At 73.0% G+C, this 20,758-nt stretch carries 22 protein-coding genes and 1 riboswitch; of the genes, 4 read left to right on the plus strand and 18 right to left on the minus strand.

Annotation, left to right across the window (positions count from 1 at the left end; all coding sequences use genetic code 11):
• Positions 1-28 precede the first annotated feature (28 nt).
• A riboswitch (glycine riboswitch) is annotated at positions 29-135 on the minus strand.
• An 87-nt stretch (positions 136-222) separates the two neighbouring features.
• From G5V58_RS11405 to G5V58_RS11455, 11 genes are all read right to left on the minus strand, one after another.
• Complete coding sequence (locus tag G5V58_RS11405; protein ID WP_165232494.1) at positions 223-828, minus strand: MerR family transcriptional regulator; 606 nt, start codon at positions 826-828, stop codon at positions 223-225.
• Between the two features lie 262 nt (positions 829-1,090).
• Entirely contained in the window at positions 1,091-1,558 is a 468-nt protein-coding gene (locus tag G5V58_RS11410; protein WP_165232497.1) for a bifunctional nuclease family protein, read from the minus strand.
• Positions 1,559-1,622: 64 nt separating this feature from the next.
• A complete protein-coding gene (gene ftsR, locus G5V58_RS11415) occupies positions 1,623-2,405 on the minus strand; it encodes a transcriptional regulator FtsR (protein WP_196240584.1) in 783 nt (260 codons plus the stop codon).
• 7 nt (positions 2,406-2,412) lie between these two features.
• The gene (locus G5V58_RS11420; protein WP_165232500.1) at positions 2,413-2,976 is read right to left on the minus strand and encodes an FHA domain-containing protein; all 564 of its coding nucleotides are present in this window, start codon (positions 2,974-2,976) and stop codon (positions 2,413-2,415) included.
• Positions 2,977-3,102: 126 nt separating this feature from the next.
• The gene (gcvH, locus tag G5V58_RS11425) at positions 3,103-3,486 is read right to left on the minus strand and encodes a glycine cleavage system protein GcvH (protein WP_165232503.1); all 384 of its coding nucleotides are present in this window, start codon (positions 3,484-3,486) and stop codon (positions 3,103-3,105) included.
• 37 nt (positions 3,487-3,523) lie between these two features.
• Positions 3,524-4,318, minus strand: coding sequence for a DUF881 domain-containing protein (locus G5V58_RS11430; protein ID WP_165232506.1), 795 nt, complete (start codon positions 4,316-4,318; stop codon positions 3,524-3,526).
• The gene (locus G5V58_RS11435) at positions 4,311-4,643 is read right to left on the minus strand and encodes a small basic family protein (RefSeq protein WP_165232509.1); all 333 of its coding nucleotides are present in this window, start codon (positions 4,641-4,643) and stop codon (positions 4,311-4,313) included. Before G5V58_RS11435 ends, G5V58_RS11430 begins: the two co-directional genes overlap by 8 nt.
• Positions 4,640-5,518: a DUF881 domain-containing protein gene (locus G5V58_RS11440; RefSeq protein ID WP_165232512.1), complete on the minus strand. Its 879-nt coding sequence runs from the start codon at positions 5,516-5,518 to the stop codon at positions 4,640-4,642. The genes G5V58_RS11435 and G5V58_RS11440 overlap by 4 nt, the downstream gene beginning before the upstream one ends.
• A gap of 1 nt (position 5,519) precedes the next feature.
• Positions 5,520-6,125: a CDP-alcohol phosphatidyltransferase family protein gene (locus G5V58_RS11445; RefSeq protein WP_165232515.1), complete on the minus strand. Its 606-nt coding sequence runs from the start codon at positions 6,123-6,125 to the stop codon at positions 5,520-5,522.
• 55 nt (positions 6,126-6,180) lie between these two features.
• Positions 6,181-7,311 (minus strand): hemolysin family protein, encoded by a 1,131-nt coding sequence (locus G5V58_RS11450; RefSeq protein WP_165232518.1) that lies wholly within the window; start codon positions 7,309-7,311, stop codon positions 6,181-6,183.
• Complete coding sequence (locus G5V58_RS11455) at positions 7,308-8,744, minus strand: hemolysin family protein (RefSeq protein WP_165232521.1); 1,437 nt, start codon at positions 8,742-8,744, stop codon at positions 7,308-7,310. The genes G5V58_RS11450 and G5V58_RS11455 overlap by 4 nt, the downstream gene beginning before the upstream one ends.
• Positions 8,745-8,929: 185 nt before the next feature.
• Between G5V58_RS11455 and G5V58_RS11460 the strand changes: the two genes are divergently transcribed.
• A complete protein-coding gene (locus tag G5V58_RS11460; protein WP_165232524.1) occupies positions 8,930-9,349 on the plus strand; it encodes a hypothetical protein in 420 nt (139 codons plus the stop codon).
• Here the strand turns inward: G5V58_RS11460 and G5V58_RS11465 are convergent.
• The 6 genes from G5V58_RS11465 to G5V58_RS11490 form a co-directional block, all read right to left on the minus strand.
• A complete protein-coding gene (locus tag G5V58_RS11465; protein WP_165232527.1) occupies positions 9,336-9,812 on the minus strand; it encodes a hypothetical protein in 477 nt (158 codons plus the stop codon). The two genes, G5V58_RS11460 and G5V58_RS11465, sit on opposite strands and share 14 nt — an antisense overlap.
• A gap of 122 nt (positions 9,813-9,934) precedes the next feature.
• Positions 9,935-10,732, minus strand: coding sequence for a class I SAM-dependent DNA methyltransferase (locus G5V58_RS11470; RefSeq protein WP_165232530.1), 798 nt, complete (start codon positions 10,730-10,732; stop codon positions 9,935-9,937).
• Positions 10,733-10,809: 77 nt separating this feature from the next.
• Positions 10,810-12,075, minus strand: a complete 1,266-nt coding sequence (locus G5V58_RS11475) for a DUF1501 domain-containing protein (protein ID WP_165232533.1) — start codon at positions 12,073-12,075, stop codon at positions 10,810-10,812.
• Positions 12,076-12,080: 5 nt separating this feature from the next.
• On the minus strand, positions 12,081-13,463 hold the full coding sequence (locus G5V58_RS11480) for a DUF1800 domain-containing protein (RefSeq protein ID WP_165232536.1): 1,383 nt from the start codon (positions 13,461-13,463) through the stop codon (positions 12,081-12,083).
• 322 nt (positions 13,464-13,785) lie between these two features.
• A complete protein-coding gene (locus G5V58_RS11485) occupies positions 13,786-15,705 on the minus strand; it encodes a bifunctional metallophosphatase/5'-nucleotidase (protein WP_165232539.1) in 1,920 nt (639 codons plus the stop codon).
• 245 nt (positions 15,706-15,950) lie between these two features.
• On the minus strand, positions 15,951-16,670 hold the full coding sequence (locus tag G5V58_RS11490; protein ID WP_230487277.1) for a siderophore-interacting protein: 720 nt from the start codon (positions 16,668-16,670) through the stop codon (positions 15,951-15,953).
• A gap of 50 nt (positions 16,671-16,720) precedes the next feature.
• Here G5V58_RS11490 and G5V58_RS11495 point away from each other — a divergent pair, with 50 nt between their 5' ends.
• From G5V58_RS11495 to G5V58_RS11505, 3 genes are read left to right on the plus strand one after another with little or no spacing between them, the layout of a single operon-like run.
• The gene (locus G5V58_RS11495) at positions 16,721-17,767 is read left to right on the plus strand and encodes a FecCD family ABC transporter permease (RefSeq protein ID WP_165232545.1); all 1,047 of its coding nucleotides are present in this window, start codon (positions 16,721-16,723) and stop codon (positions 17,765-17,767) included.
• The gene (locus tag G5V58_RS11500) at positions 17,767-18,840 is read left to right on the plus strand and encodes a FecCD family ABC transporter permease (RefSeq protein WP_165232548.1); all 1,074 of its coding nucleotides are present in this window, start codon (positions 17,767-17,769) and stop codon (positions 18,838-18,840) included. Before G5V58_RS11495 ends, G5V58_RS11500 begins: the two co-directional genes overlap by 1 nt.
• On the plus strand, positions 18,837-19,637 hold the full coding sequence (locus tag G5V58_RS11505; protein ID WP_165232551.1) for an ABC transporter ATP-binding protein: 801 nt from the start codon (positions 18,837-18,839) through the stop codon (positions 19,635-19,637). Before G5V58_RS11500 ends, G5V58_RS11505 begins: the two co-directional genes overlap by 4 nt.
• Before the next feature lie 39 nt (positions 19,638-19,676).
• Here the strand turns inward: G5V58_RS11505 and G5V58_RS11510 are convergent, their stop codons facing one another.
• The gene (locus G5V58_RS11510) at positions 19,677-20,738 is read right to left on the minus strand and encodes an ABC transporter substrate-binding protein (protein WP_165232554.1); all 1,062 of its coding nucleotides are present in this window, start codon (positions 20,736-20,738) and stop codon (positions 19,677-19,679) included.
• Positions 20,739-20,758: the final 20 nt, after the last annotated feature.

A 20,758-nucleotide genomic window follows, 5' to 3' on the forward strand; every position in this document is an offset into this window, starting at 1 on the left:
CACCGCAGCACTGCGGCTCCAGAGTTGCCTGTCCCCCACGGTCCTTGGCGCCTGAGAGGTTCCGGGGAGGAGTTGCCCCTTCGGCGCTCCGGGCCTCACCAGCTCAGGTCCCGGAGACTCTCCCGTGCGGGATGGTCAGCACCGTCATGGTACCCAGCGAGCCCTGCGAACGACGAAGGCCCGCCGCGGTGCGACGGGCCTCCACCGGAGTCTGTGCTGGGACTATCCGGCCGTGCGCGCGGCCCGGCGGGCGGCGAGCTCGTCACCGGGCACGGGCGCGGCCTCCTCGGCGGCGGTGCGCTCGCTGGGCAGCTCGGCGAGGGTGCCCTCGATCTCGCGCCAGACCCCGCCGATGGCGATGCCGAAGACGCCCTGGCCGCCCTGGAGCAGGTCGATGACCTCGTCGTTGCTGGTGCACTCGTAGACCGACGCGCCGTCGGACATGAGCGTCACGCGGGTCAGGTCGTCGGTGCCGCGCTCACGCAGGTGCTGCACGGCGGTGCGGATCTGCTGCAGCGAGATGCCGGCGTCGAGCAGGCGCTTTATGACCTTGAGGATGAGGATGTCGCGGAAGGAGTAGAGCCGCTGGCTGCCGGAGCCGGACGCGCCGCGGACGGTGGGCTCGACCAGGCCGGTGCGGGCCCAGTAGTCGAGCTGGCGGTAGGTGATGCCGGCGGCGTTGCACGCGGTCGGACCGCGGTAGCCGAGGTCGCTCGGCAGCGGCGAGACGTCGTCGGTGAAGAGCAGCCCCTGCTCCTCGGCGGCCTCCGCGGCCAGCTCGGCGTCGACGCTGTCGCGCAGCTCGGCGTTCTCGTCCTGCTCGTTCACGCGCGTCTCCTCAGGGGTCCGGTGTCTCGAGGGTAGCCCGCCCGGCTCACAGCCGTGGAACTACAACGAGGACAGTTCAAGGTACGGCGGCCACCCGGCACTGTCCACGACCGACGCCCCGCGTGTCTCACCCTCAAGCAGAGCCTGAGACTTGAACCCAGGGGTCGAACCCGGTGGCAGGGCTCGGCGCGCCGAGCACGCGGTGCCGGAGGCGCCGCCGTGAGGCGGTGCCGGAGGCACCCCCGTGCCACAGCGCCGCCGACTACCTGGACTCGAAGTCCTCGGGGGTCACCTGGTCGAGGAACTCGCGGAACTTCTCGACCTCGTCCTCCTGCTCGACCGGCACCGCCAGGCCGGCCTCGTCGAGGACCTCCTCGGCGCAGACGATGCGGGTGCCGGTGCGCAGGGCGAGGGCGATGGAGTCCGAGGGGCGGGCCGAGACCTCGGCGCCGGAGCCGAAGACCAGGGTCGCGAAGAAGACGCCGTCCTTGACCTCGGTGATGCGGACCTCGTCGAGGGAGTTGCCGGTGGCGTCGAGCACGTCCTTGAGCAGGTCGTGGGTCAGCGGGCGCGGTGGCACGACCCCCTGCTGGGCGAAGGCGATCGCGGTCGCCTCGACCGCGCCGATCCAGATCGGCAGGTAGCGCTCGCCGGTCGTCTCGCGCAGCAGCACGATCGGCTGGTTGGAGGGCATCTCCACCCGGACGCCCATGACGTCGACTTCGAGCACACCGCCACCCTACTCCGGCGCGTCCAAGGCGCAGCCCGTCCCGAGGGGTGGGTCCCCGGGCGCGTCAGAGCCGGCGCAGCCCGGTCTTGACGAGCGTCGCGTGCATGCGCACGGCGAGCGCGGCGAACTGCGAGACGGTGTCCTCGCGGCGCGCCGAGGCGGCCGGGTCGGAGGCGCGCCGGGTCGGCGCGAGCACCTGCTCGACGAGGCCCACCTCGCGGTCGGCGGCGGTCTTGAAGGCGCGCAGGTGCCGGGGCTCGAGGCCGAAGTCGGCCAGCTCGCGCGCGGTGGTGCAGATGACCAGCGCGTCGGAGTCGTAGTGCCCGGTCCCCCGGCGCGGCGCGACCAGGGCGTACTGCTCCAGCTCGTCGAGCAGTGACTCGGGGATCTCGGCGATCTTGAGCAGCTCGCGCCGCGACAGGCGTACGTCGTCCGAGCGGCGGAACGACTCGGGCGAGGGCAGGCCGTCGGCGGACAGCGCGACCTCGGGGACGGTGGGTGTCAGGTCCACCAGCGGCGGCGGCTGCAGCCCGCGGTCGATGGCGTCGAGGATCTCCACGATCCGGGCCAGCGGCTGGTGGTGGTCGCGCTGGAGCAGCAGGGCGTAGCGCAGCCGCTCGACGTCGGCGCTGGAGAACTTGCGGTAGCCCGACGGCGTGCGCTCGGGTGTGACGATCCCCTTCTCCTCCAGGAACCGGATCTTGGGGATCGAGATCGACGGGAAGTCCGCGCGCAGCAGCTCGAGGACCTCGCCGATGTTCCTCCGCGCGCCGTCACCGGCGTCCGCGGAGGGAGCAGCGGCTGAGCGGTGGGGCGAGCCCATGGACCCGGTGGACTCGGGGACCATGCCGGGCTCAGTGGCCTTCGTGGCCGGAGAAGAACACGAGGCGGTACTTGCCGATCTGGACCTCGTCGCCGTCGGTCAGCTGCACGGTGTCGATCCGGTCGCGGTTGACGTAGGTGCCGTTGAGCGAGCCGACGTCGGTCACGGTGAAGGTCTGGCCGCTGCGGTGGAACTCGGCGTGCTGGCGCGAGACCGTGACGTCGTCGAGGAAGATCAGGCTGTCCGGGTGGCGCCCGGCGCGCACGACGTCCTCGTCGAGCAGGAAGCGCGAGCCCGAGCCGGGACCCTTCTGCACCACCAGCAGGGCGTGGCCCGAGGGCAGCGCGTCCACGGCCGCGGCGTCGACGGGGTTGAGCGCCCGGTCGCCGGTCTCGGTCTTGGACGGGTCGCCGGAGCCGCCGAGCTGGATGGTCGCGGTCGACTCCCCCACCGGCTCGCCCGGGACCACCGGGTTGGTCGTCGTGGGGGCGTCGTCGCCGCCCACGGTGGTGCTGGCCAGCAGCCGGGTCCCGCACTGCGAGCAGAACCGCGCGTCGTCCGGGTTCTCGTGCCCGCAGTGGGTGCAGAACGGCACCGCGCGCTCCCTCCGTGCTGCTGTGGGGTCGGTGGGGCCGCTGACCCTCAGGTGGAGGGTGAGGTCCCCGGTGGCAGCGAACCTATCAGCCGTCCCGCCCCGATCAAGGGGGAAACGGCCGCAGTCTCAGCCGAGCGAGGCCTCGTACGACGCGGCGTCGAGCAGCCCCTCGAACTGGCTCTGGTCGCTGGGCACGATCTCGAACAGCCAGCCGCCGCCGTAGGGGTCGTTGTTGACCAGCTCGGGGGTCGCGTCGAGCGCCTCGTTGCGGGCCACGACCTCGCCGGAGACCGGGGCGTAGACGTCGCTGACCGACTTGGTCGACTCCAGCTCCCCGCAGGTGCTGCCGGCCTCGACCTGAGCGCCGAGCTCGGGCAGTGATACGTAGACGATGTCACCGAGCTGGTCCTGGGCGTACTGGGTGATGCCCACGCGGACCGACCCGTCGTGCTCGCCCGGCCGGCGCAGCCACTCGTGCTCGGTGGTGTAGGTCAGGTCGTCGGGGTACACAGGTCTCCTCGAGTGCGGGGGCGTACGCCGGAGAACGTTACTGCTGGGGCTGCGCCACGTCAGCGTCGGCCGGGTCGGTGGTGGTGTCGACCTCCACCGTGGTGACCTCGTCGAAGCTCAGCTCGGCGCCGTCGTCCTCGAACTGGTCCTGCGGCCCGTCGGGGAAGCGCAGCGCCGAGATGAGGGCGGTGGGCGGACCGATGACGTCGACGGTGTACGGCGGGGAGAGCGGCGTGCCGTCCACGGTGAGTCCGCGGCTGTCCTGCTCGAAGGCGGTCTGCGCGACCACGCGCACCTTGCCGTTGACCTGCAGGGCCTCCGCGCCCGCGGTGCGCAGGGCCTGGACCATGTCGATGAACGGCCCGACCTGGACCGGCTCGCCGTCCTCCCCCTCCTCGATGCGGATGGTGATGCCCGAGCCGCTGACCGGCACGGTGCCGGCCAGCACGCTCAGCACCTGGGTCCGCTGGCGGGCCTCGTCGAGCGCGGCCTGACGGGCACTGGTGTCGGACTGGAGGTCGTCGCGACGCTCCTCGAGCCGCTGGATCTCCGACTCGGTGCGCTGGGTGGTGCCGGCCAGGTCGTTGAGGATGTCGATGAGGTCCTGCTCGCGCAGCCCGGCGTAGGTGCTGTCCACGGTGTTGGTGCGCACCTGGGTCACGGCCGCGAACCCGACCAGGGCGAGCAGCACCCCGACCACCACCTGGCCGCGCGAGGGCTTGGTCAGGGCGTGCCACAGGCGGCTGCGGCCGTCCTGGCGCCGGTCGACCTCCGGCCAGGACCGCTCCTCCGGTGCGCGGTCGGACCCGAGGTCGGGCGTGCGGTCAGGCATGGAACAGGTGCCGCCGGATCGCGGCCACGTTGGAGAAGATCCGGATGCCGAGCACGACGATGACGCCGGTGGAGAGCTGGCCGCCGACGCCCAGCTTGTCGCCGAGGAAGACGATGCCGGAGGCGATGACCACGTTGCTCACGAACGAGATGACGAACACCTTGTCGTCGAAGATCCCGTCCAGGTAGGCCCGCAGGCCGCCGAACGTCGCGTCGAGCGCGGCGACCACGGCGATGGGCAGGTAGGGGTCGAGCGCGACCGGGACCTCCGGACGCAGCACGAGGCCGAGCACGATCCCGACGAGCAGACCCAGGGCGGCGATCACGGCAGGTCCTCCTGGACGTTGGGGCTCTGGTCGGGCTGCTCGGCGAAGCGCAGCCGCAGGAAGCTGTCCGGCGCGGACGGCAGCTCGAGCTCGGCCTCGTCGTCGCGCGCGACGGTGAAGCCGAACTGCTGGGCGAGCTGGTCGAACTGCTGGCCGGTCCCGGTGGCCTGGAGCCGGGCGCCCAGCCCGGAGCGCCCGATGGCCGACACGACGTACGGCGGGGTGAGGGGGCCGCGGTTGACGGTGATGGCGATCCCCTGCTGGCTGATGGCGGTGAGCCCGGTGAGCCGCCGGCCGTTGACCGCGACCGCCTCGGCGCCGGCCGACCACAGCCCGTTGACCAGGCGGCGCAGGTCGGTGGCCCGGACCCGGCCGTCGGCGCTGCCGTCGGGGTTGTCGGTGACGGTGACGCGCAGACCCGGCCCGCGGACGTCGACGAAGCCGGTGGTGACCTGGAGCCGGCCCAGCTCCTGGGTGGCCGCCGCCAGGTCGCGGCGCAGCGCCGCGTCGCGGGCGGCCAGGGCGTCCACGTCGTCCTCCAGGCCCTGCACCCGCTCGCGGGCGTCACGCACGTCGGCCTTGCGCTGGTCGATGCGGTCGACCAGCGCGGCGCGACTGGCCTCGTCGACGTCGGCGTTCTCCGCGGTGCGCACGGCGGCCAGCGCGACGAGCAGCCCGAAGACCGCGGTGACCGCGGCGGCGCCCAGCAGCCGGCTGCGCGGCTGGGGACCGGCCGGGCCGGCGGCCCGGCGCTGGGCCGCGGCGACGTAGTCCTGGTCCACGGCCTCGCGGGTGACCAGTGCGAGCAGCGGCATGGTCACCCGGTCCGGCAGCAGCTGGTCGCTCTCGCGGGTGCCCTGGGTGCGGGTGCTCATCTCAGCCGTCCCGGGCCGGCGCCCCGCGCGGCTCGGTGTCGCGGAGCAGCTTGTAGACCTGGTAGGCGTAGAGGATGCCGGCCCACCAGTAGAGCCCCACGCCCCAGAACGCGAAGGCCCAGCCGAAGACCTCGGCCAGCCGGCTCACCACGCCCTCGCCGTCGCCGAGCAGCAGCAGCGGGAAGGCGTAGAGCAGGTTGAAGGTCGCGGCCTTGCCCAGGAAGTGCACCGGCAGCGCGCTGTAGCCGCGGGTGCGCAGGAACGGCACCAGCCCCCACATGAGCAGGTCGCGCAGCGGCAGCGAGATCGCCAGCCACCACGGGATCACCTCGCGCAGCGCCAGGCCGAGGACCACGGCCAGGATGTAGAGCCGGTCCGCGACGGGGTCGAGGATCTGGCCGACCACGGTCTGCTGGTCGAGCTTGCGGGCCAGCCAGCCGTCGGCGTAGTCGGTGACGCCGGAGACCATGAGCACCACCAGCGCCCAGCCGTCGGCCTCGGGCCCGAGGACCAGCCAGAGGAAGAGCGGTACGCCGGCCAGCCGGGCCGCGCTCAGCAGGTTCGGGATCGTGAACACGCGGGTGTCGCGTGCTGCGTCGGTCCCCACGTCTGCCTGCTCTTCGCTCGCCGTCTGCCCGGAGGGCTCCGGGCTCGGGGACACCTTAGTGCTCCGCGGGGGCGTCGCCGTCGACGGCGACCGGCTCCCGCGCGGCGTCCGCGTCGTCGTGCGCGGTGTCGTCCCCGTGCGGCGCGTCGTCCTGGTGGGCGGCGTCGCGGATCTCGCCCACCAGCTCCTCGATCACGTCCTCGAGCGTGGCCAGACCGAGGGTCGTGCCGCTGCGGTCCACCACGCGGGCCATGTGGGCGCCGCGGCGCTGGAGCGTCTCGAGGGCGTCGTGCAGGAGCTCGTCGGCGCCGACGGTGGCGAAGGGCCGGGTCCACTTGTCCTCGACCACCCGCTCCCGGCGGGCCTCGTCGGTCTCCAGGACGTCCTTGATGTGCAGGTAGCCGAGCAGCTCGCCGTCCTCGCCCTCGACCGGGAAGCGGCTGTAGCCGGTGGCCGCGCACAGCGCCTCGACGTCGGCGGCGGTGGAGCCGCGGCGCACGGTGGTGAGGGTGTCTGGCGCCATCAGCACGCAGGTGACCGGCTTCTCGGTGAAGCCGAGGGCACCGGCCAGCCGGTCGTACTCCTCTGCCTCGATCAGCCCCTCACCGCGCGACTCCTCGACGAGGGCGGCCACCTCCTCGCGGGTGTAGGAGGACGACACCTCGTCCATGAGCTTCACGCCGAGCAGCTTGAGGATGGCCGAGGCCATGGCGTTGATGACGACGATGACCGGGCGCAGGACGGTGACGAAGCCCCAGATCAGGGGGCCGAGGACCAGGGCGGCGCGGTCGGGCCCGGCGAGGGCGATGTTCTTGGGGATCATCTCGCCGAGCACCACGTGGAGGAAGACGACCACGGCCAGTGCGACCGCGAACGAGACCGGGTGCAGCAGACCGTGCGGGACGTGCACCGCCTCGAAGACCGGTTCGATGAGGTGGGCCACGGCCGGCTCGCCGACGGCGCCGAGGACCAGGGAGCAGACCGTGATGCCGAGCTGGTTGACGCCGATGACCAGCGACATGTTCTCCATGGCGCGCAGCGTGGTCCGGGCCATCCGCGAGCCGGACTCGGCCATCGGCTCGATCTGCGTGCGCCGCGCGGAGACCAGCGCGAACTCGGCGCCGACGAAGAACGCGTTGCCGAGCAGCAGCACCACTGCGACGACCAGGGCGGTCCCGCCGCTCATGACCGCTCCCCCGTCCCGGCGGGCCGGTCCGCGCCGGTGCCCCGGTCCACATCGGTGCCCCGGCCGGTGCCCGCGTCGGTGCCCGCGTCGTCGTCCGGCTCGATGAGCCGCAGCGTGAGCCGGTCCACGCGCAGCCCGTCCATGTGCTCGACGGTGAGCGTGGCCAGCCGCTGCCGCGGCTCGTCGTCGTCGGGGTCGACCTCCGGCACCGGCACCTCGGCCATGTCGCCGCTGACCGGCACCCGCCCGAGCACCTGGAGCACCAGGCCGGCGACGGTGTCGTAGTCCTCGCTCTCGGGCAGGGCGACGCCGGTGAGGTCCTCGACCTCGTCGGGGCGCAGCAGGCCGGAGATGAGCCACGAGCCGTCGCGGCGGCGCTGGGCCTGGTCGCCGAGCCGGTCGTGCTCGTCGGCGATGTCGCCGACGATCTCCTCGATGACGTCCTCGAGGGTCACGATGCCCGCGTGGCCGCCGTACTCGTCGAGGACCACGGCCAGCTGGAACCCCTCGCCGCGCAGCAGCTTGAGCAGCGGGTCGAGGCGCAGGGAGTCCGGGACCACGATCGGACGGACCATCAGGTGCTTGACCCGGGTGGTCGGGCGCTCGTGGACCGGGAGCGCGACGGCGTTCTTGACGTGCACGGTGCCGACGACCATGTCCTCGTCGTCCAGGACCGGGAAGCGGGAGTGGCCGGTGCGCCGGGCCAGCTCGATGACCTGCAGGGCCCGGTCGCCCTCCTCGAGCGAGACGGTGCGCACCCGCGGCGTCATGATCTCGCCGGCGGTCCGCGAGCCGAACTCCACCGACCGCTCCATGAGCTCCGCGGTGTCGGCGTCGAGGGTGCCGACCGAGGCCGAGCGCGCGATCAGCGAGGCCAGCTCGGTGGAGCTCCGGGCCGAGCGGAGCTCCTCCTGGGGCTCGATGCCCAGGCGACGGACGACCGCGTTGGCCGAGCCGTTGAGCACCTTGATCGGGCCGCGGACGACGGTGGTGAAGCCGCGCTGGAAGCGCTGGGTGGCCTTGGCGGTGACCATCGGCTTGGCCAGCGCGAGGTTCTTGGGCACGAGCTCGCCGAAGATCATCGTGACGACGGTGCCGAAGACCAGGCCCACGGCCGCGGCGATCGGCGTGACCGCGCCGTCCGGGACCCCGAGGCGGCCGAGCGGGCCGTCGATGAGGTCCGAGACCGACGGCTCGGCCAGGTAGCCGATGGCCAGGTTGGTGACGGTGATGCCGACCTGGGCGCCCGAGAGCTGGGTGGAGAGGGACCGCAGCGCCCGCTGCAGCCCCTGTGCCCCGCTGTCGCCGGCGTTCGCGTCGTGGTCGACCTGCGCGCGGTCCACGGTGACGAAGGAGAACTCCGCGGCGACGAAGACCCCGCACGCCGCGACCAGCACGAGCGCGAGCAGGAGCAGCAGCAGGGAGGTCGTCACGGTGCGCAGAAGTCTGTCACGAGGCGACCGCCACCGGTCCGGGCTGGTCCGTCCGGGTCGACCCGGAGGGGTCGCCGCACGGCCCGCGGCGGCCCGGGCTGGCCCGACCGGGTCATGGCGCTGTCCACGCCCCCTGATGCAGGGTGGTCTGGACAACTGCGTCGAGCCGACCCGGGGAGGTCGCCGTGCCCGTCTTCAGGAGCCGCGTGCCGCCGTTCGCGCTCGACCGCCGCGTGCTGCACCACCTGCTCCTCGAGGCCGTGCGCACCGCCGATCCGCAGGCCTCGGTCGACCTGCACCGGATGGCCCGGCACAAGCTCGGCCGGGAGCCGGGGTGGGCCTGGTGGACCGAGCGATGCCGCGACGTCGAGGACCGCGGTCGCCACGACGTCGCGCTGCTCGGGGTGGAGTTCGCCCTCGATGCGGCCGGCGCGCCCTGGGTCGCCCCGAGCCTCGCGGAGCAGGACCGGCTGGAGGAGCTCCGCGCCCGGCTGCACGACGCGCTGGCGGCGGGGGCCGATGCGGAAGGCGCGGCGCGCCTGCGCCGCCCGGACCGGGCGCGCTGCGCCCAGTGGGCCCAGGGGGCCGCGTCTACTGCAGGGTGAGGCCGCACTCGTCCTTCGCGTGCTTCTGGATGTCGCTCACCGCGGACTGGAGCGCGGGGTCCTTGCCGATCTCGGCGATCTTCGAGGAGACCGCGAGCAGGGCCTGCTGGTCGACGCCGTCGGGGACCTGACCGTTCTGCACCGCGGCCATGTCGTCGGCGCTGAAGCCGGCGTCGCGGTAGGTCTTCACGATCGTCTCGTACGCCGTGTAGAGGGTGTCCCAGTCGTCGGCGATCGCCTGGGGCGCCTCGTCCTTGAGCGTCTCGAGCTTGCCCAGGATGCCCTCGAGGTCGCCGAGCTCGCCGCCCGAGGCCGAGCTGAGGTCCTTCTGGACGGCGTCGAGGTCGGCGCAGTAGTCGCCGGTGCCCTGCGCGCTGCCCTCGTCGTCGCCGCACCCGGACAGCAGGCCCAGGCCGAGGACGGCCACGATCGCCGCGACGACCGCGGTGCGGATGCTCGGCACGACACTCCAGGTGGTCGGGGACGGTTCATGGTGGCCACGGGTCCGGGTGGTGTCAACGACCGCCGCCGGTCGGCGCGGCGCCCCGACCCGTCGTACCCGCCGCACGTCCCGGGTGATCGGCGTCAGGGCACGCGGCGACGGCACACGTAGTGCACGTAGTCGGCGTCGGTGTGGGCGACGTCCAGGTCGAGGGCCTGCCCGTCGTCGGCGTACGCCGCCAGCACCTCGAGCCCGGCGGCGCGCGCCTCGGCGAGGGTCTCCTCGACCGTGGCGAAGTGCACCACGAAGCGGAACTCGTGGGCCCGCAGCGGGCGCATGTCCCAACCGGGACCGTCGACGGCCTCGCGGCGGGTGGCCCGGTAGTTGCGCACCGAGCGGAGCAGGGAGGACGGGTGGCGGAGGTACTGGCCGTAGTGGAAACGGAACCGCGGGCTGGCGGGGCCGCCCGCGACGCGCAGCGGGTGCTCGTCGTGGCTGACACCGTCGAGGTTGAGGCTGGAGAACAGCACCCGGCCGTCGGGGCGCACCGCGCGCGCCATCGCCGCCAGCGCCCGGCCCCGTCCCGCGTGGTCGAGGGAGTCCAGGCCGTTGTAGCTGAACATGACCAGGTCGTGGCCCCTCTCGGCCACGCCCGCCAGGACGGCCGCGTCGCCTTCGCGCAGGTCGGCCTCCGGGAACCGCTCGCGGGCCAGGGCCAGCATCTCCTCGGCGATGTCCACCCCGACGTAGGAGCGCACGTGCGGCAGGAGCATCCCGGTGGTGCGGCCGCCGCCGACCCCGATGTCCAGCACGTCGCGGTCCACGACCCACGCACGCAGTGATGTCAGCGCGGCGCGCTCACCGGGGTCGGTGAAGCCGTCGGTCGCGAAGTCCGCGACCACGTCCTCGGCCCCCCAGGAGGCGTCGTCGAGCTCAGGCACGACCCCCATGGTGGTCGGTCTACCCGCTGGGCACCCCTGACGAAACGCACGGACCGCCGCGGACCGTGCGCGCGGCGTCAGGCCATGACCCCCGTGGACTGGTACTTCAGCCCCGGGAACACCGACGCGACCGAGGCCCCGAAGCGGCGCGACACGACGTCGGCCAGGACCTGGCGGTAGTCGGTGGTGACGGTGAGGTCGGCCTCGTAGCCGGTGGCCAGCCCGGGCCAGCGGGCGTGGTAGCCGGGGCGGACGCCGGCGCCGGCCACGAACATCACGTTGCCGTAGCCGTGGTCGGTGCCGCCGGAGTCGTTCTCGGCCACGCGCCGGCCGAACTCGCTCAGCGTGACCAGCGTGACCTTGTCGCGCTGGGTGCCGAGGTCGGCGAAGAACGCGGCCATCGAGGACGCGAGGTCGCCGGCGTTGTTGCGCATCCAGCCGCCGCCGACCGTGCCCATGTCGGTGTGCATGTCCCAGTCGCCCTGGTCGACGGTGATCACCTCGACGCCCACGTCGCCCCGGATGATCTGGGCGGCGGTGGACAGCGAGCGGCCCAGGCCGGTGCCGGGGTAGGTGGAGCGGTGGTCCTCGGCGGACTTGGCCGGCCCGAACGCGCTGATGGCGTCGAACGTCGTGCGCATGCTCTTGCCGAGCGTGGAGCGCTCGCGGTTCCACAGGATCCCGAGCGAGGCGCGGCGCCGGCCCTCGGAGTCGTCGCCGGGCAGCTGGACGTCGCCCACGCTGCCGGCCGACATCGCCGAGGTCGGCCCGACCAGCGAGGTGGGGATGGTGCTGCCGACGCTGAACCCCTGCAGCGGCGAGCCGCCGGGCGTGCCGCCCACCAGGCGGTTGAGCCAGCCCACCCGGGCGCTCGAGCCGGGGTCGGCGTCCTCCATCTCCTCCATCGCGGCGAAGTGGGAGCGGTTGGCCACCGGCAGCCCGGTCGCGTGGACCGCGGCGACCTTGCCCTCGTTCCAGAGCGGGAGCAGGTCGTCCATGGCCGGGTGCAGGCCGAAGAAGCCGTCGGGCACGAGCAGCGACTCGCGCGGGATCGCGATGGTGGGCCGGGCCGCGGCGTACGCCGGGTCGCCGTGCGGGACGACGAGCGAGAGGCCGTCGGCGGCCCCGCGCAGCGAGACCACCACCAGCACCGACGACGCGCTCTCGGCGCGCGCCGGCGAGGCGGTCACCACCGAGGAGCCGAGGACGGTCGTGGTGCCGGCCAGGGCCAGGGCCCCGCCCAGCAGGCCGCGGCGCGAGACCGACGCCGGTCCGTGGGCGGCGCGGTGCATCGCGGCGTACTCGTCGCAGCAGAAGCCGCTGGTGGTCGTGTTCGTGGTCATCGCGGTCACCGGCTCAGGTGGTCGGGAGAGTCGAGGATGGTGCTCAGCAGGCGGGGGAAGCCCCACTCGACGAGGGGGTGGTCCTTGTCGATGGCCTCGTACGGCTTGACGTCGCAGGCCACCGAGCAAGCCTTGAGCAGCCGCTTGGACGCCTGCTGGTGCAGCAGCTGCTGGGCGAGGTGGTCGACCACCTCGTCGAAGCGCGGGTGCCGCCCGGGCAGCCACTGCTCGGGCTGGCGGTAGCCGGTGGCGTCGTCGGCCCAGCCGCCGGCCACACCCTGGTGGAAGCGCATCGAGGCCAACAGCCGTGCGGGCGAGGACCAGGACTCGTTGTCGATGGGCTGGCCGTTGGGCTGGCCCCAGGCGAACGGCGCGATGCCGACCGAGTCGGCCTGCCAGACCAGTGCCTGGAGGGCGGAGCCGTCGACCTCGCCGTCCGGGCCGGGCTTCTTGAGCCGGACACCGAGCGCGCGGTAGGTGGCCACCACGTCCTCGCCCGGGTCGCGGACCTTGGCGGCGTAGGCGTGCTTGAAGGACGCCGACGCGACCAGCTCGCGCAGCACCGGCACGATCGCGGTGTCGTTCTGCAGGTAGACCTGGGCCAGGTGCCGCACCAGCGCCTTGGGCGGGTCGTCGTGGATGAACTTCACGCACAGCTTGTAGGCCAGGTGCTGGGCGGTGTCCTTGTGCCGGGCCAGGTAGCGCAGGTACGCCGCCGTCGTGCCCTTGCCGTTGGCCTTGCCGTTCTTGTCCACGAAGCCGCGGACGCGGACCTTGCCGCGGTAGTGGTCGTCGTGGTTGTAGACCGGGCGCCAGCTCTCCCAGTAGTCCACGGAGTAGCCGGTGAGGATGCGCGCGGAGTCGCGCACGTCCTTCTCGTCGTAGTTCCCGGCGCCCAGGGTGTGGAGCTCGAGCAGCTCGCGCCCGAGGTTCTCGTTGGGGTGCTCCTTGGTCGACTCCGCGGCGTCGAGGTAGATGAGCATCGCCGGGTGCGTCGTGGTCTTGAGCAGCAGCTGGTCGAAGCGGCCGAGCGCGTGCTTGCGGATGGTGTTGCCGTAGTCGACGCGGTGCACGAACTGCGGGTCGCCGACCGCCGCGACGTGCAGGTGGTTCTCGAAGAACTCCGTCATCACCTCGAGGAGCTGGCGCTTGGCCAGGATGCGGCGCACCAGCACCCAGCGGGCGTAGTCGTCCATCACCTCGTAGCCACCCTCCACGCCCGAGGTCTGGCGCTGCCAGAGCTCGGCGGGCGACCGGTGCAGGCTGGGCCACCAGTGCGCGGTCCGGTCGGCGGGGCCGTCCTTGATCCGCTGGGGCTGGAGCTGCCGCTCGAACCAGGCCTGCCCTCCCCCGGCCCGGCGCACGTCGCGGGCGAGCCGCGGCGTCACGCCGTAGGAGAAGCGGGTGACCAGGTGGCGGTCGGGCTTGGCGAGCAGGGTGGCGTCCGCGCGGCGGGGCGCGGGCGCGAGGGGGGGGCACGGTCATCGGGTGCTGGGCCTTCGAGGGTGAGGGTGGGGGTCCGTCGGGACCCTCTGGGGCGTCCCCACCCTAGGGGCTGGTCGCCCGTACGGGTGAGGAGTCTCGAGAAGACGACGGGGACGACCGGTCGCCCGGCCGTCCCCGTCGGTGTTCAGTTGTGGTCGTGCTGGTCGTGCTGGTCGTGCTGGTGGTGCTGGTGGTGCTGGTCGTGCCGTTGCTCTGCCGGCCCGCTCAGGGCTGGAGGCTGATCCGGTCGGTCGCCGTCACGTTGTACGGGTCGTTGCCCGCCAGCGCGAGGTACTTCACGAGCGAGTCGATGTCGAGCCCGCCGATCAGCTTGTTCGTCCCCGCCTTGAAGGTCGGGAAGTTGTCCCCGCCGTCGGAGAGGAAGTTGTTCGCCGCGACCCGGTAGGTCGTGGTGTCGCTGAGCGGCACCATCGGCGTGGCGGCGTTCCCGTCGTCGTCGATCATGACCGGGCCGACGAGGCCGTTGGTCGAGCCGGCGTTGGCCTCGGAGGTGTCGAAGGTGTACTTCAGCCCGGAGACCTGCAGGATCTTGTTGCTGCCCGCGGAGATGCCGCTGGAGCTGGGCTTGTTGGCCCCGCTCCACTGCTCGTTCAGCACCGAGCGGATCTGCGCGCCGGTCAGGTCCATGGAGACCACGAAGTTGTTGAACGGCTGGACCGTGAACGCCGCCCCGTAGGTCACGTCACCCGCGGGGTTCTCGAGCAGGTCGGCCCGGATGCCGCCCGGGTTCATGAACGCGACCACCGGCACCTTGCCCCCGGAGACGACCGTGGGGTCGACCCGCTGGGAGTCGGCGATCAGGTTGCCGAGCGTGGAGTCGAAGCCGTCCGCGGTCTGGGTGCGCGAGACGCACTGGACGCCGCCCGTGCACACGTCCGCCGTACCGATGTGGCCGATGACCTTGTTGGCGATCGGCTGGACCAGCGTCTTGAAGGTGTCGATGAGGCTGAGCACCTTCTTGTTCTGCGGCTGGCCCTCGGAGTTGGCGTTGATGATGTTCTCCGCGTACGCCGCGGGCCGGACGATGTCGTGCGTCTTGGGGTCGATGAGGAAGTGGAGCTTGGTCACCATCCGGCCGAACGACGACGCGCTGGTCAGCAGCCGCGGCTTGCCGGCCGGGTCCTTGACCACGCAGTTGTAGGGCTGGTGGGTGTGGCCGCTCACGACCGCGTCGATCTTCGGCGACAGGTTCTGCGCGATGGTCAGGGCCGGGCCCGTGACGCCGGTGCAGCTGTTGTACGACGTGGTGTCGGTCGGGGTGACGCCCTCGTGCAGCAGCACGACGATGGACTTCACGCCCTTCTTCTTCAGCTGCGGCACCAGCGCGTTGGCGGTCTCGACCTCGTCCTTGAAGTCGACGTTGGCGATGCCCGCGGCCGAGACGATCGACGGCGTGCCCTCGAGGGTCATGCCGATGAAGCCGACCTTCTGGCCCTGGACCTTCTTGATCGTGTACGGCTTGAACGGCGTCGGGCGCGAGTGCCCGGCCGGGTTCTTCCAGAACACGTTGGCGCCGAGGTACTTGAAGTCCGCGCCCTTGAAGTCCTGCCCGCCCGGGCAGGAGTCCTGGCCGTTGGCGCCCGCGCCGTCGGGCAGGCAGCCGCCCTTCTGCATGCGCAGCAGCTCGTCGACGCCCTCGTCGAACTCGTGGTTGCCCACGGCCGAGGCGTCGAGGCGCATCAGGTTCATGGCCTTGATGGTCGGCTCGTCGTGGAACGCCGCCGACAGCAGCGGGCTCGCACCGATGAGGTCACCCGCGGCGACCGTCAGCGTGCTCGCGCCGTTGGCCCGCGACTTCTTCCGCTCGGAGTTGAGCAGGCTCGCGAGCTGCGCCGCGCCGCCGGCCGGCGTGCCCTTGACCCCGGTGATCCCGGGGATGTTGCCGTTGTTGCCGGTCGGGACCTCCAGGTTGCCGTGGAAGTCGTTGAGCGCGAGCAGGTCGAGCCGGACGTAGTCCTTCTTCTTGCTGTGGGTCGCCTTCTTGTAGGCGGCGGCGCCGGTCGTGCCGGCCTTGGTGGCCGGCGTGCTGGAGACCGCACCGGGCGCGAGCCCGATGCTCAGCCCGACCGACAGTGCCGCCACGGGGACGGCCAGCGCGACGAGCGCGCGACGTGGTGAACGCATGCGTGCCTTCTTCCGAGTGTGCTGCTGTGACGAGGTGGGTGGTGCGCAGGCATCACACCACAATCCGCACGGCGCTCGCTCCGCTCGCGTGTGCTCGGCGCGCTCCTGCGGACGGTCCCGGGCACGGCGCGGCGCCGCGACCCCCACCTGGCGCGGGGCCGCACCGCCCGCGCGGCGATCAACCGCCGAAGCACCCGCGCGGCGTGGACCGGCGCGGGGACACTGCCGTCGTCAGGGCCGCGTCCTCAGGACGCGGCGGTGGCCTCCTCGGCGGCGCGGAGGTCCTGCTTCCACTGGCGGAAGCCCTCCTCGGTGCGGCCCTCGCGCCAGTAGCCGGAGATCGAGACCTGGTCGCGGTCCAGGCCGCGGTCGGTGAAGAGGTGGGTGCGCACGCCGTGCATGACCTCGGCGGCCTCGCCGTGCACGAAGGCGTGGACGCGGCCGGGCAGCCAGGTCAGCGCGCGGACGGCGGTGGTGAGGCCCTCGCCGGGGGCCAGGGCGGAGCGGTGCAGGACGGTCAGCTCGCCGCGGGCGGGCAGCGGGAGGGCGGGCTCGTGGCCGGGACCCTCGACGAGGACGACGACGCGGGCCACGGCGTCGGCGGGCAGGGCGTGCAGCGCCGCGGTGATGGCCGGTACGGCGGACTCGTCGCCGGCCAGCAGGTGCCAGTCGGCGGTGGGATCGGGGCGATAGGCGCCGCCGGGGCCGCGGACCTCGAGGCGGTTCCCGGGCCGGGCGGCCTTGGCCCACGGGCCGGCCACGCCGCTGTCGCCGTGCACCACGAAGTCGATGGCCAGGGTGCCGGCGTCGACATCGGGGAAGAGGGCGGTGTAGGTGCGCACGGCGCCGGGGAGCTGCAGCTTGACGTAGCGGTCGGTCCACTCGCTGTCGGCGAACGCCGAGAGGTCGTCGCTGCGGAACCACACGCGGCGCAGGGTGGGGGTGACCTCGTCGGTGGAGGTCACGGTCAGCCAGGTTGTTCCACTCACATCCAGTTAGGTTAGCCTAACTTTCCATGAGCACCCGGACGGCGCCGGCGGAGGCGGGCCCGACGACGATCGCCGAGCGCGGCCGCCGCGGCTCGGTTCGTGGGCTGGGCCTGCTGGTGGTGGCGGTCGCGGTGATGGCCGTGCTGAGCCTGGCCCTGGGCAGCCGGACCATCGCGCCGCAGCGGGTCCTCGACGTGCTGTTCCACGACGACGGCTCGGAGGCGGCGACCATCGTGCACGCGCTGCGCCTGCCCCGCACGGTGCTGGGCATCGCCGTCGGCATCGCGCTGGGCGTGGCCGGCGCGCTCATGCAGGGCCACACCCGCAACCCGCTTGCCGACCCCGGCCTGCTCGGCGTCGAGGCCGGCGCGGCGTGCGCGGTGGTCGTGGCGATCTACGCACTGCACGTCGAGGACCTGGCGGGCTACGCGTGGTTCGCGCTCCTCGGTGCGGGCGTGGCGGCGGTGGCGGTCTTCGCCATCGGCACGACCAGGCGCGGGCCGGACCCGGTCTCGCTCGTGCTGGCCGGTGCGGCGGTGAGCGCGCTGCTGATGGCCGTCACCCAGGCGCTGGTCGTGCGCGACGCCCAGACCCTCGACGCCTACCGCTTCTGGGTGGTCGGGTCCACGGCCGGCCGCCCGCTCAGCGTGTTCTGGCAGGTGCTGCCCTTCCTGCTGGCCGGGCTGCTCCTGGCCGCCCTCAGCACCCCGGGTCTCAACCTGCTCCAGCTCGGCGACGACGTGGCCGCCTCGCTCGGGCTGACCCCATGGCGCCAGAAGGCGCTCGGCGTGACCGCGGTGATGCTCCTGACCGGCGCGGCGACGGCGGCCTGCGGGCCGATCGGCTTCGTGGGCCTGGTCGTCCCGCACGTGGCGCGGCGCCTCGGCGGCGTGGACTACCGCTGGGTCGTGCCGTACGCCGGCCTGCTGGGCGCCCTGCTGGTGGTCGGGACCGACATCATCGGGCGCCTCGTGGTGCCCCCGGCCGAGCTGCAGGTCGGCATCGTCATGGCCCTGGTCGGCGGCCCCGCCTTCGTGCTGCTCGTGCGCCGCACCCGGATGGTGCGGCTCTGATGGCCAGCCTCTCCGCCACTCCCCTGCGCCTGGGCCCGCTGTCGTGGCTGGTCCCGCTCCGCGCCGGCCTGGTCTCACTCGTGGGGCTCGCGGTGCTGTTCGTCCTCGTCGCGGTCGACATGTCGGTCGGCGACTTCCCGCTGCCGGTGCGCGACGTCGTCGACGTCCTCCTGGGCGGCGGCGAGGCGGGTCAGCGGTTCGTGGTCATGGAGCTGCGCCTGCCCCAGACCACCGTCGCGGTGGCCGTCGGTGCGGCGCTCGGGCTGGCCGGCGCGCTCACCCAGACCGTGGCCCGCAACCCGCTGGCCAGCCCCGACATCCTCGGCGTCACCGACGGCGCCGCGTTCGGCGCGGTGCTGGTCATCGTGGTCGCCGGTGGCAGCGGGTACGGCGGCGCGCTGGTCAGCGGCCGGCTCCAGGAGGTCGGACTCCCCCTCGCGGCGTTCGCCGGCGCGATGATCACGGCGCTGCTGCTCTACGCGCTGTCCTGGCGTCGCGGCCTGGACCTGCAGCGGCTGGTCCTGGTCGGCATCGGCCTCGGCGCGGCGCTGGTCGCGGCCACGTCGTACCTGCTCGTCAACGCCCGCATCCAGGACGCCGCGAGCGCCCAGGTCTGGCTGAGCGGGTCGCTCACCGGCCGCGGCTGGGAGCACGGCCGGCCGGTGCTGCTGACCCTCGCGGTGCTGTTCCCGGTGGCCCTGCTGCTGGTCCGCGCGCTCAACGCGATGCTGCTCGGCGACGACGCCGCCCGCGGCCTCGGCGTCCGGCTCCAGCTGACCCAGCTCGGCGTGCTCGTCGCCGCGGTCGGCCTCACCGCGGTCGCGGTCTCCGCCGTGGGGCCGCTGGAGTTCGTGGCGCTGGTCGTGCCCCAGGTCGCGCTGCGCCTCGCCGGTGGCGCCCGGCCGCCGCTGCTGGCCTCGATGGTCTGCGGCGCCGTGCTCGTCGTCGGCGCCGACCTGGTCACCCGCGCGCTGCTGCCGTTCGCGCTGCCCGCCGGGATCGTCACGGCCGCCCTCGGCGCGCCGTACCTCATCTACCTGCTGGTCCGTGCCAACCGGAGGAGAACCGCATGAGCATCACGCGACTCGGAGCCGAGCTCGTCACCGTCGGGTACGGCGGCGCGCCCGTCGTGCGCGAGCTGACCCTGGACATCCCGGACGGCCAGGTGACGACGATCGTCGGCCCCAACGGCTGCGGGAAGTCCACGCTGCTGCGGACCCTGGCCCGGCTGCTCAAGCCGACCAGCGGGCGGGTCCGACTCGACGGCGCGTCGATCGACGACGTGCCCACCCGCGAGGTCTCGCAGCGGCTGGCCCTGCTCCCCCAGAGCCCCGTCGCGCCCGACGGGCTGCTGGTGCGCGACCTGGTGAGCCGGGGCCGGCACCCGCACCAGCGCTGGTTCCAGCAGTGGTCGTCGGCCGACGAGGACGTCGTGGAGCAGGCGCTGCGGATGACCGACACCTGGGAGCTGCGCGACCGGCCCATCGACCAGCTCTCCGGCGGCCAGCGCCAGCGGGCGTGGGTGGCGATGACGCTGGCCCAGGACACCGAGCTGGTGCTGCTGGACGAGCCGACGACCTACCTCGACCTCGCCCACCAGGTCGAGGTCCTGGACCTGGTCACCCGGCTCAACCGCGAGCGCGGGCGCACGGTCGCGATGGTGCTGCACGACCTCAACCTGGCCGCCCGCTGCTCGGACCTGGTCGTGGTGATGAAGGACGGGGTGGTGGTCACCCAGGGCAGCCCGCGGGAGGTCTTCACCGCCGACTGCCTGCACGAGGTGTTCGGGCTGGTGGCCGACGTCCTGGAGGACCCGCGCACCGGGCTGCCCGTCGTGGTCCCCGTGGCCGGCGCGTTGCCCGTCGCCTGAGGGCGACGGGCAACACGCCCGCTCAGCGGCGGCCGCGGTTCAGGCCGCGGCCTCCGGCGGCACGGTGGCCGGGTCGCCGTCCACCGCGGCGGCCAGCTGGGGCACGTAGCGCTCCAGCACGTAGGGGATGCTCAGCGGCGTCACGAAGCTGTGCGCCACGTAGTAGGCGCCGTCGTCCTCGCTGATGTCGAAGAAGCGGCCCTCGGCCGCCGAACCGGTCTCGTCGTAGACCTTCTTGACCGACGGGTCGCTCTCCAGGTCCAGCCAGACCGTCACCCCGACCCGGTCGAGGTCGGAGGTCCGCTCGGCGCTCAGCGACGTGCCGAACTCCTCCTGGTCCCCGCCGAAGACCTCGCTGGGGAAGGCGAAGCCCAGGTCGACCAGCATCCGCGAGCGCGAGTCCTCCGGACCGTAGACGAACAGGCCCTCGTACGGCGTGACGACGAGCGCGGACTGGCCCTGGAACTCCGGGTGCGCGGCGGCCGCGTCGGCCACCTGCTGCTTGACGTCGTCGACCAGGGCCTGCATCTTGTCCGGCTGGCCCACGGCTCGGCCGATGGTCAGCGCCATCTCGTCCCACGGCGCGCCGTAGTCGGCGTAGTCCCCCGACTGCGCCACGGTCGGCGCGATCTGGGACAGCAGCTGGTAGTCCTTCTCCTTGAGCCCGGCGTACTGGCCGATGATGAGGTCGGGCTGGAGCGCGGCGATCTTCTCCACCTGCACGCCGTTGGTGTCCTCGAGCACCTCGGGCAGCTCGGCGTCGCCGAGCAGGTCCTGGGCCCACGGGAAGATGTAGCCCGGCGCGTCCCCGAACCACTTGGTCACCGCGACCGGCACGACCCCCAGGGCCAGCAGCGCGTCCTGCTCGGTCAGCCCGACGCAGACCACCCGCTTCGGCGCCTGCTCGAGCGTCGTCTCGCCGTACTTGTGGGCGATGGTCACCGGGAAGGCCCCGGACTCGCTCGGCTCGGCCTCGGGCGCCGCGCCACTGCCCCCCGCGGGGCTGCTGTCGGTGTCGTCGCCACAGGCGGCCAGGGCCGGTGCGAGGGCCAGGACGGAGAGGCCCGCCAGGAAGCGGCGGCGGCTGGGTCGTGCGGTCATCGTTCTCCTCGGTTGGGTGG

The sequence above is a fragment of the Nocardioides anomalus genome (genome assembly GCF_011046535.1).
Classification (GTDB): domain Bacteria; phylum Actinomycetota; class Actinomycetes; order Propionibacteriales; family Nocardioidaceae; genus Nocardioides; species Nocardioides anomalus.

What these genes read in the sequence shown, in the direction of transcription:
- ftsR (WP_196240584.1), bottom strand. Translation starts at nt 2,405, where the DNA reads ATGGTCCCCGAGTCCACCGGGTCCATGGGCTCGCCCCACCGCTCAGCC.
- G5V58_RS11430 (WP_165232506.1), bottom strand. Translation starts at nt 4,318, where the DNA reads ATGCCTGACCGCACGCCCGACCTCGGGTCCGACCGCGCACCGGAGGAG.
- G5V58_RS11440 (WP_165232512.1), bottom strand. Translation starts at nt 5,518, where the DNA reads ATGAGCACCCGCACCCAGGGCACCCGCGAGAGCGACCAGCTGCTGCCG.
- G5V58_RS11450 (WP_165232518.1), bottom strand. Translation starts at nt 7,311, where the DNA reads ATGAGCGGCGGGACCGCCCTGGTCGTCGCAGTGGTGCTGCTGCTCGGC.
- G5V58_RS11475 (WP_165232533.1), bottom strand. Translation starts at nt 12,075, where the DNA reads ATGACCACGAACACGACCACCAGCGGCTTCTGCTGCGACGAGTACGCC.
- G5V58_RS11485 (WP_165232539.1), bottom strand. Translation starts at nt 15,705, where the DNA reads ATGCGTTCACCACGTCGCGCGCTCGTCGCGCTGGCCGTCCCCGTGGCG.
- G5V58_RS11495 (WP_165232545.1), top strand. Translation starts at nt 16,721, where the DNA reads ATGAGCACCCGGACGGCGCCGGCGGAGGCGGGCCCGACGACGATCGCC.
- G5V58_RS11500 (WP_165232548.1), top strand. Translation starts at nt 17,767, where the DNA reads ATGGCCAGCCTCTCCGCCACTCCCCTGCGCCTGGGCCCGCTGTCGTGG.
- G5V58_RS11505 (WP_165232551.1), top strand. Translation starts at nt 18,837, where the DNA reads ATGAGCATCACGCGACTCGGAGCCGAGCTCGTCACCGTCGGGTACGGC.
- G5V58_RS11510 (WP_165232554.1), bottom strand. Translation starts at nt 20,738, where the DNA reads ATGACCGCACGACCCAGCCGCCGCCGCTTCCTGGCGGGCCTCTCCGTC.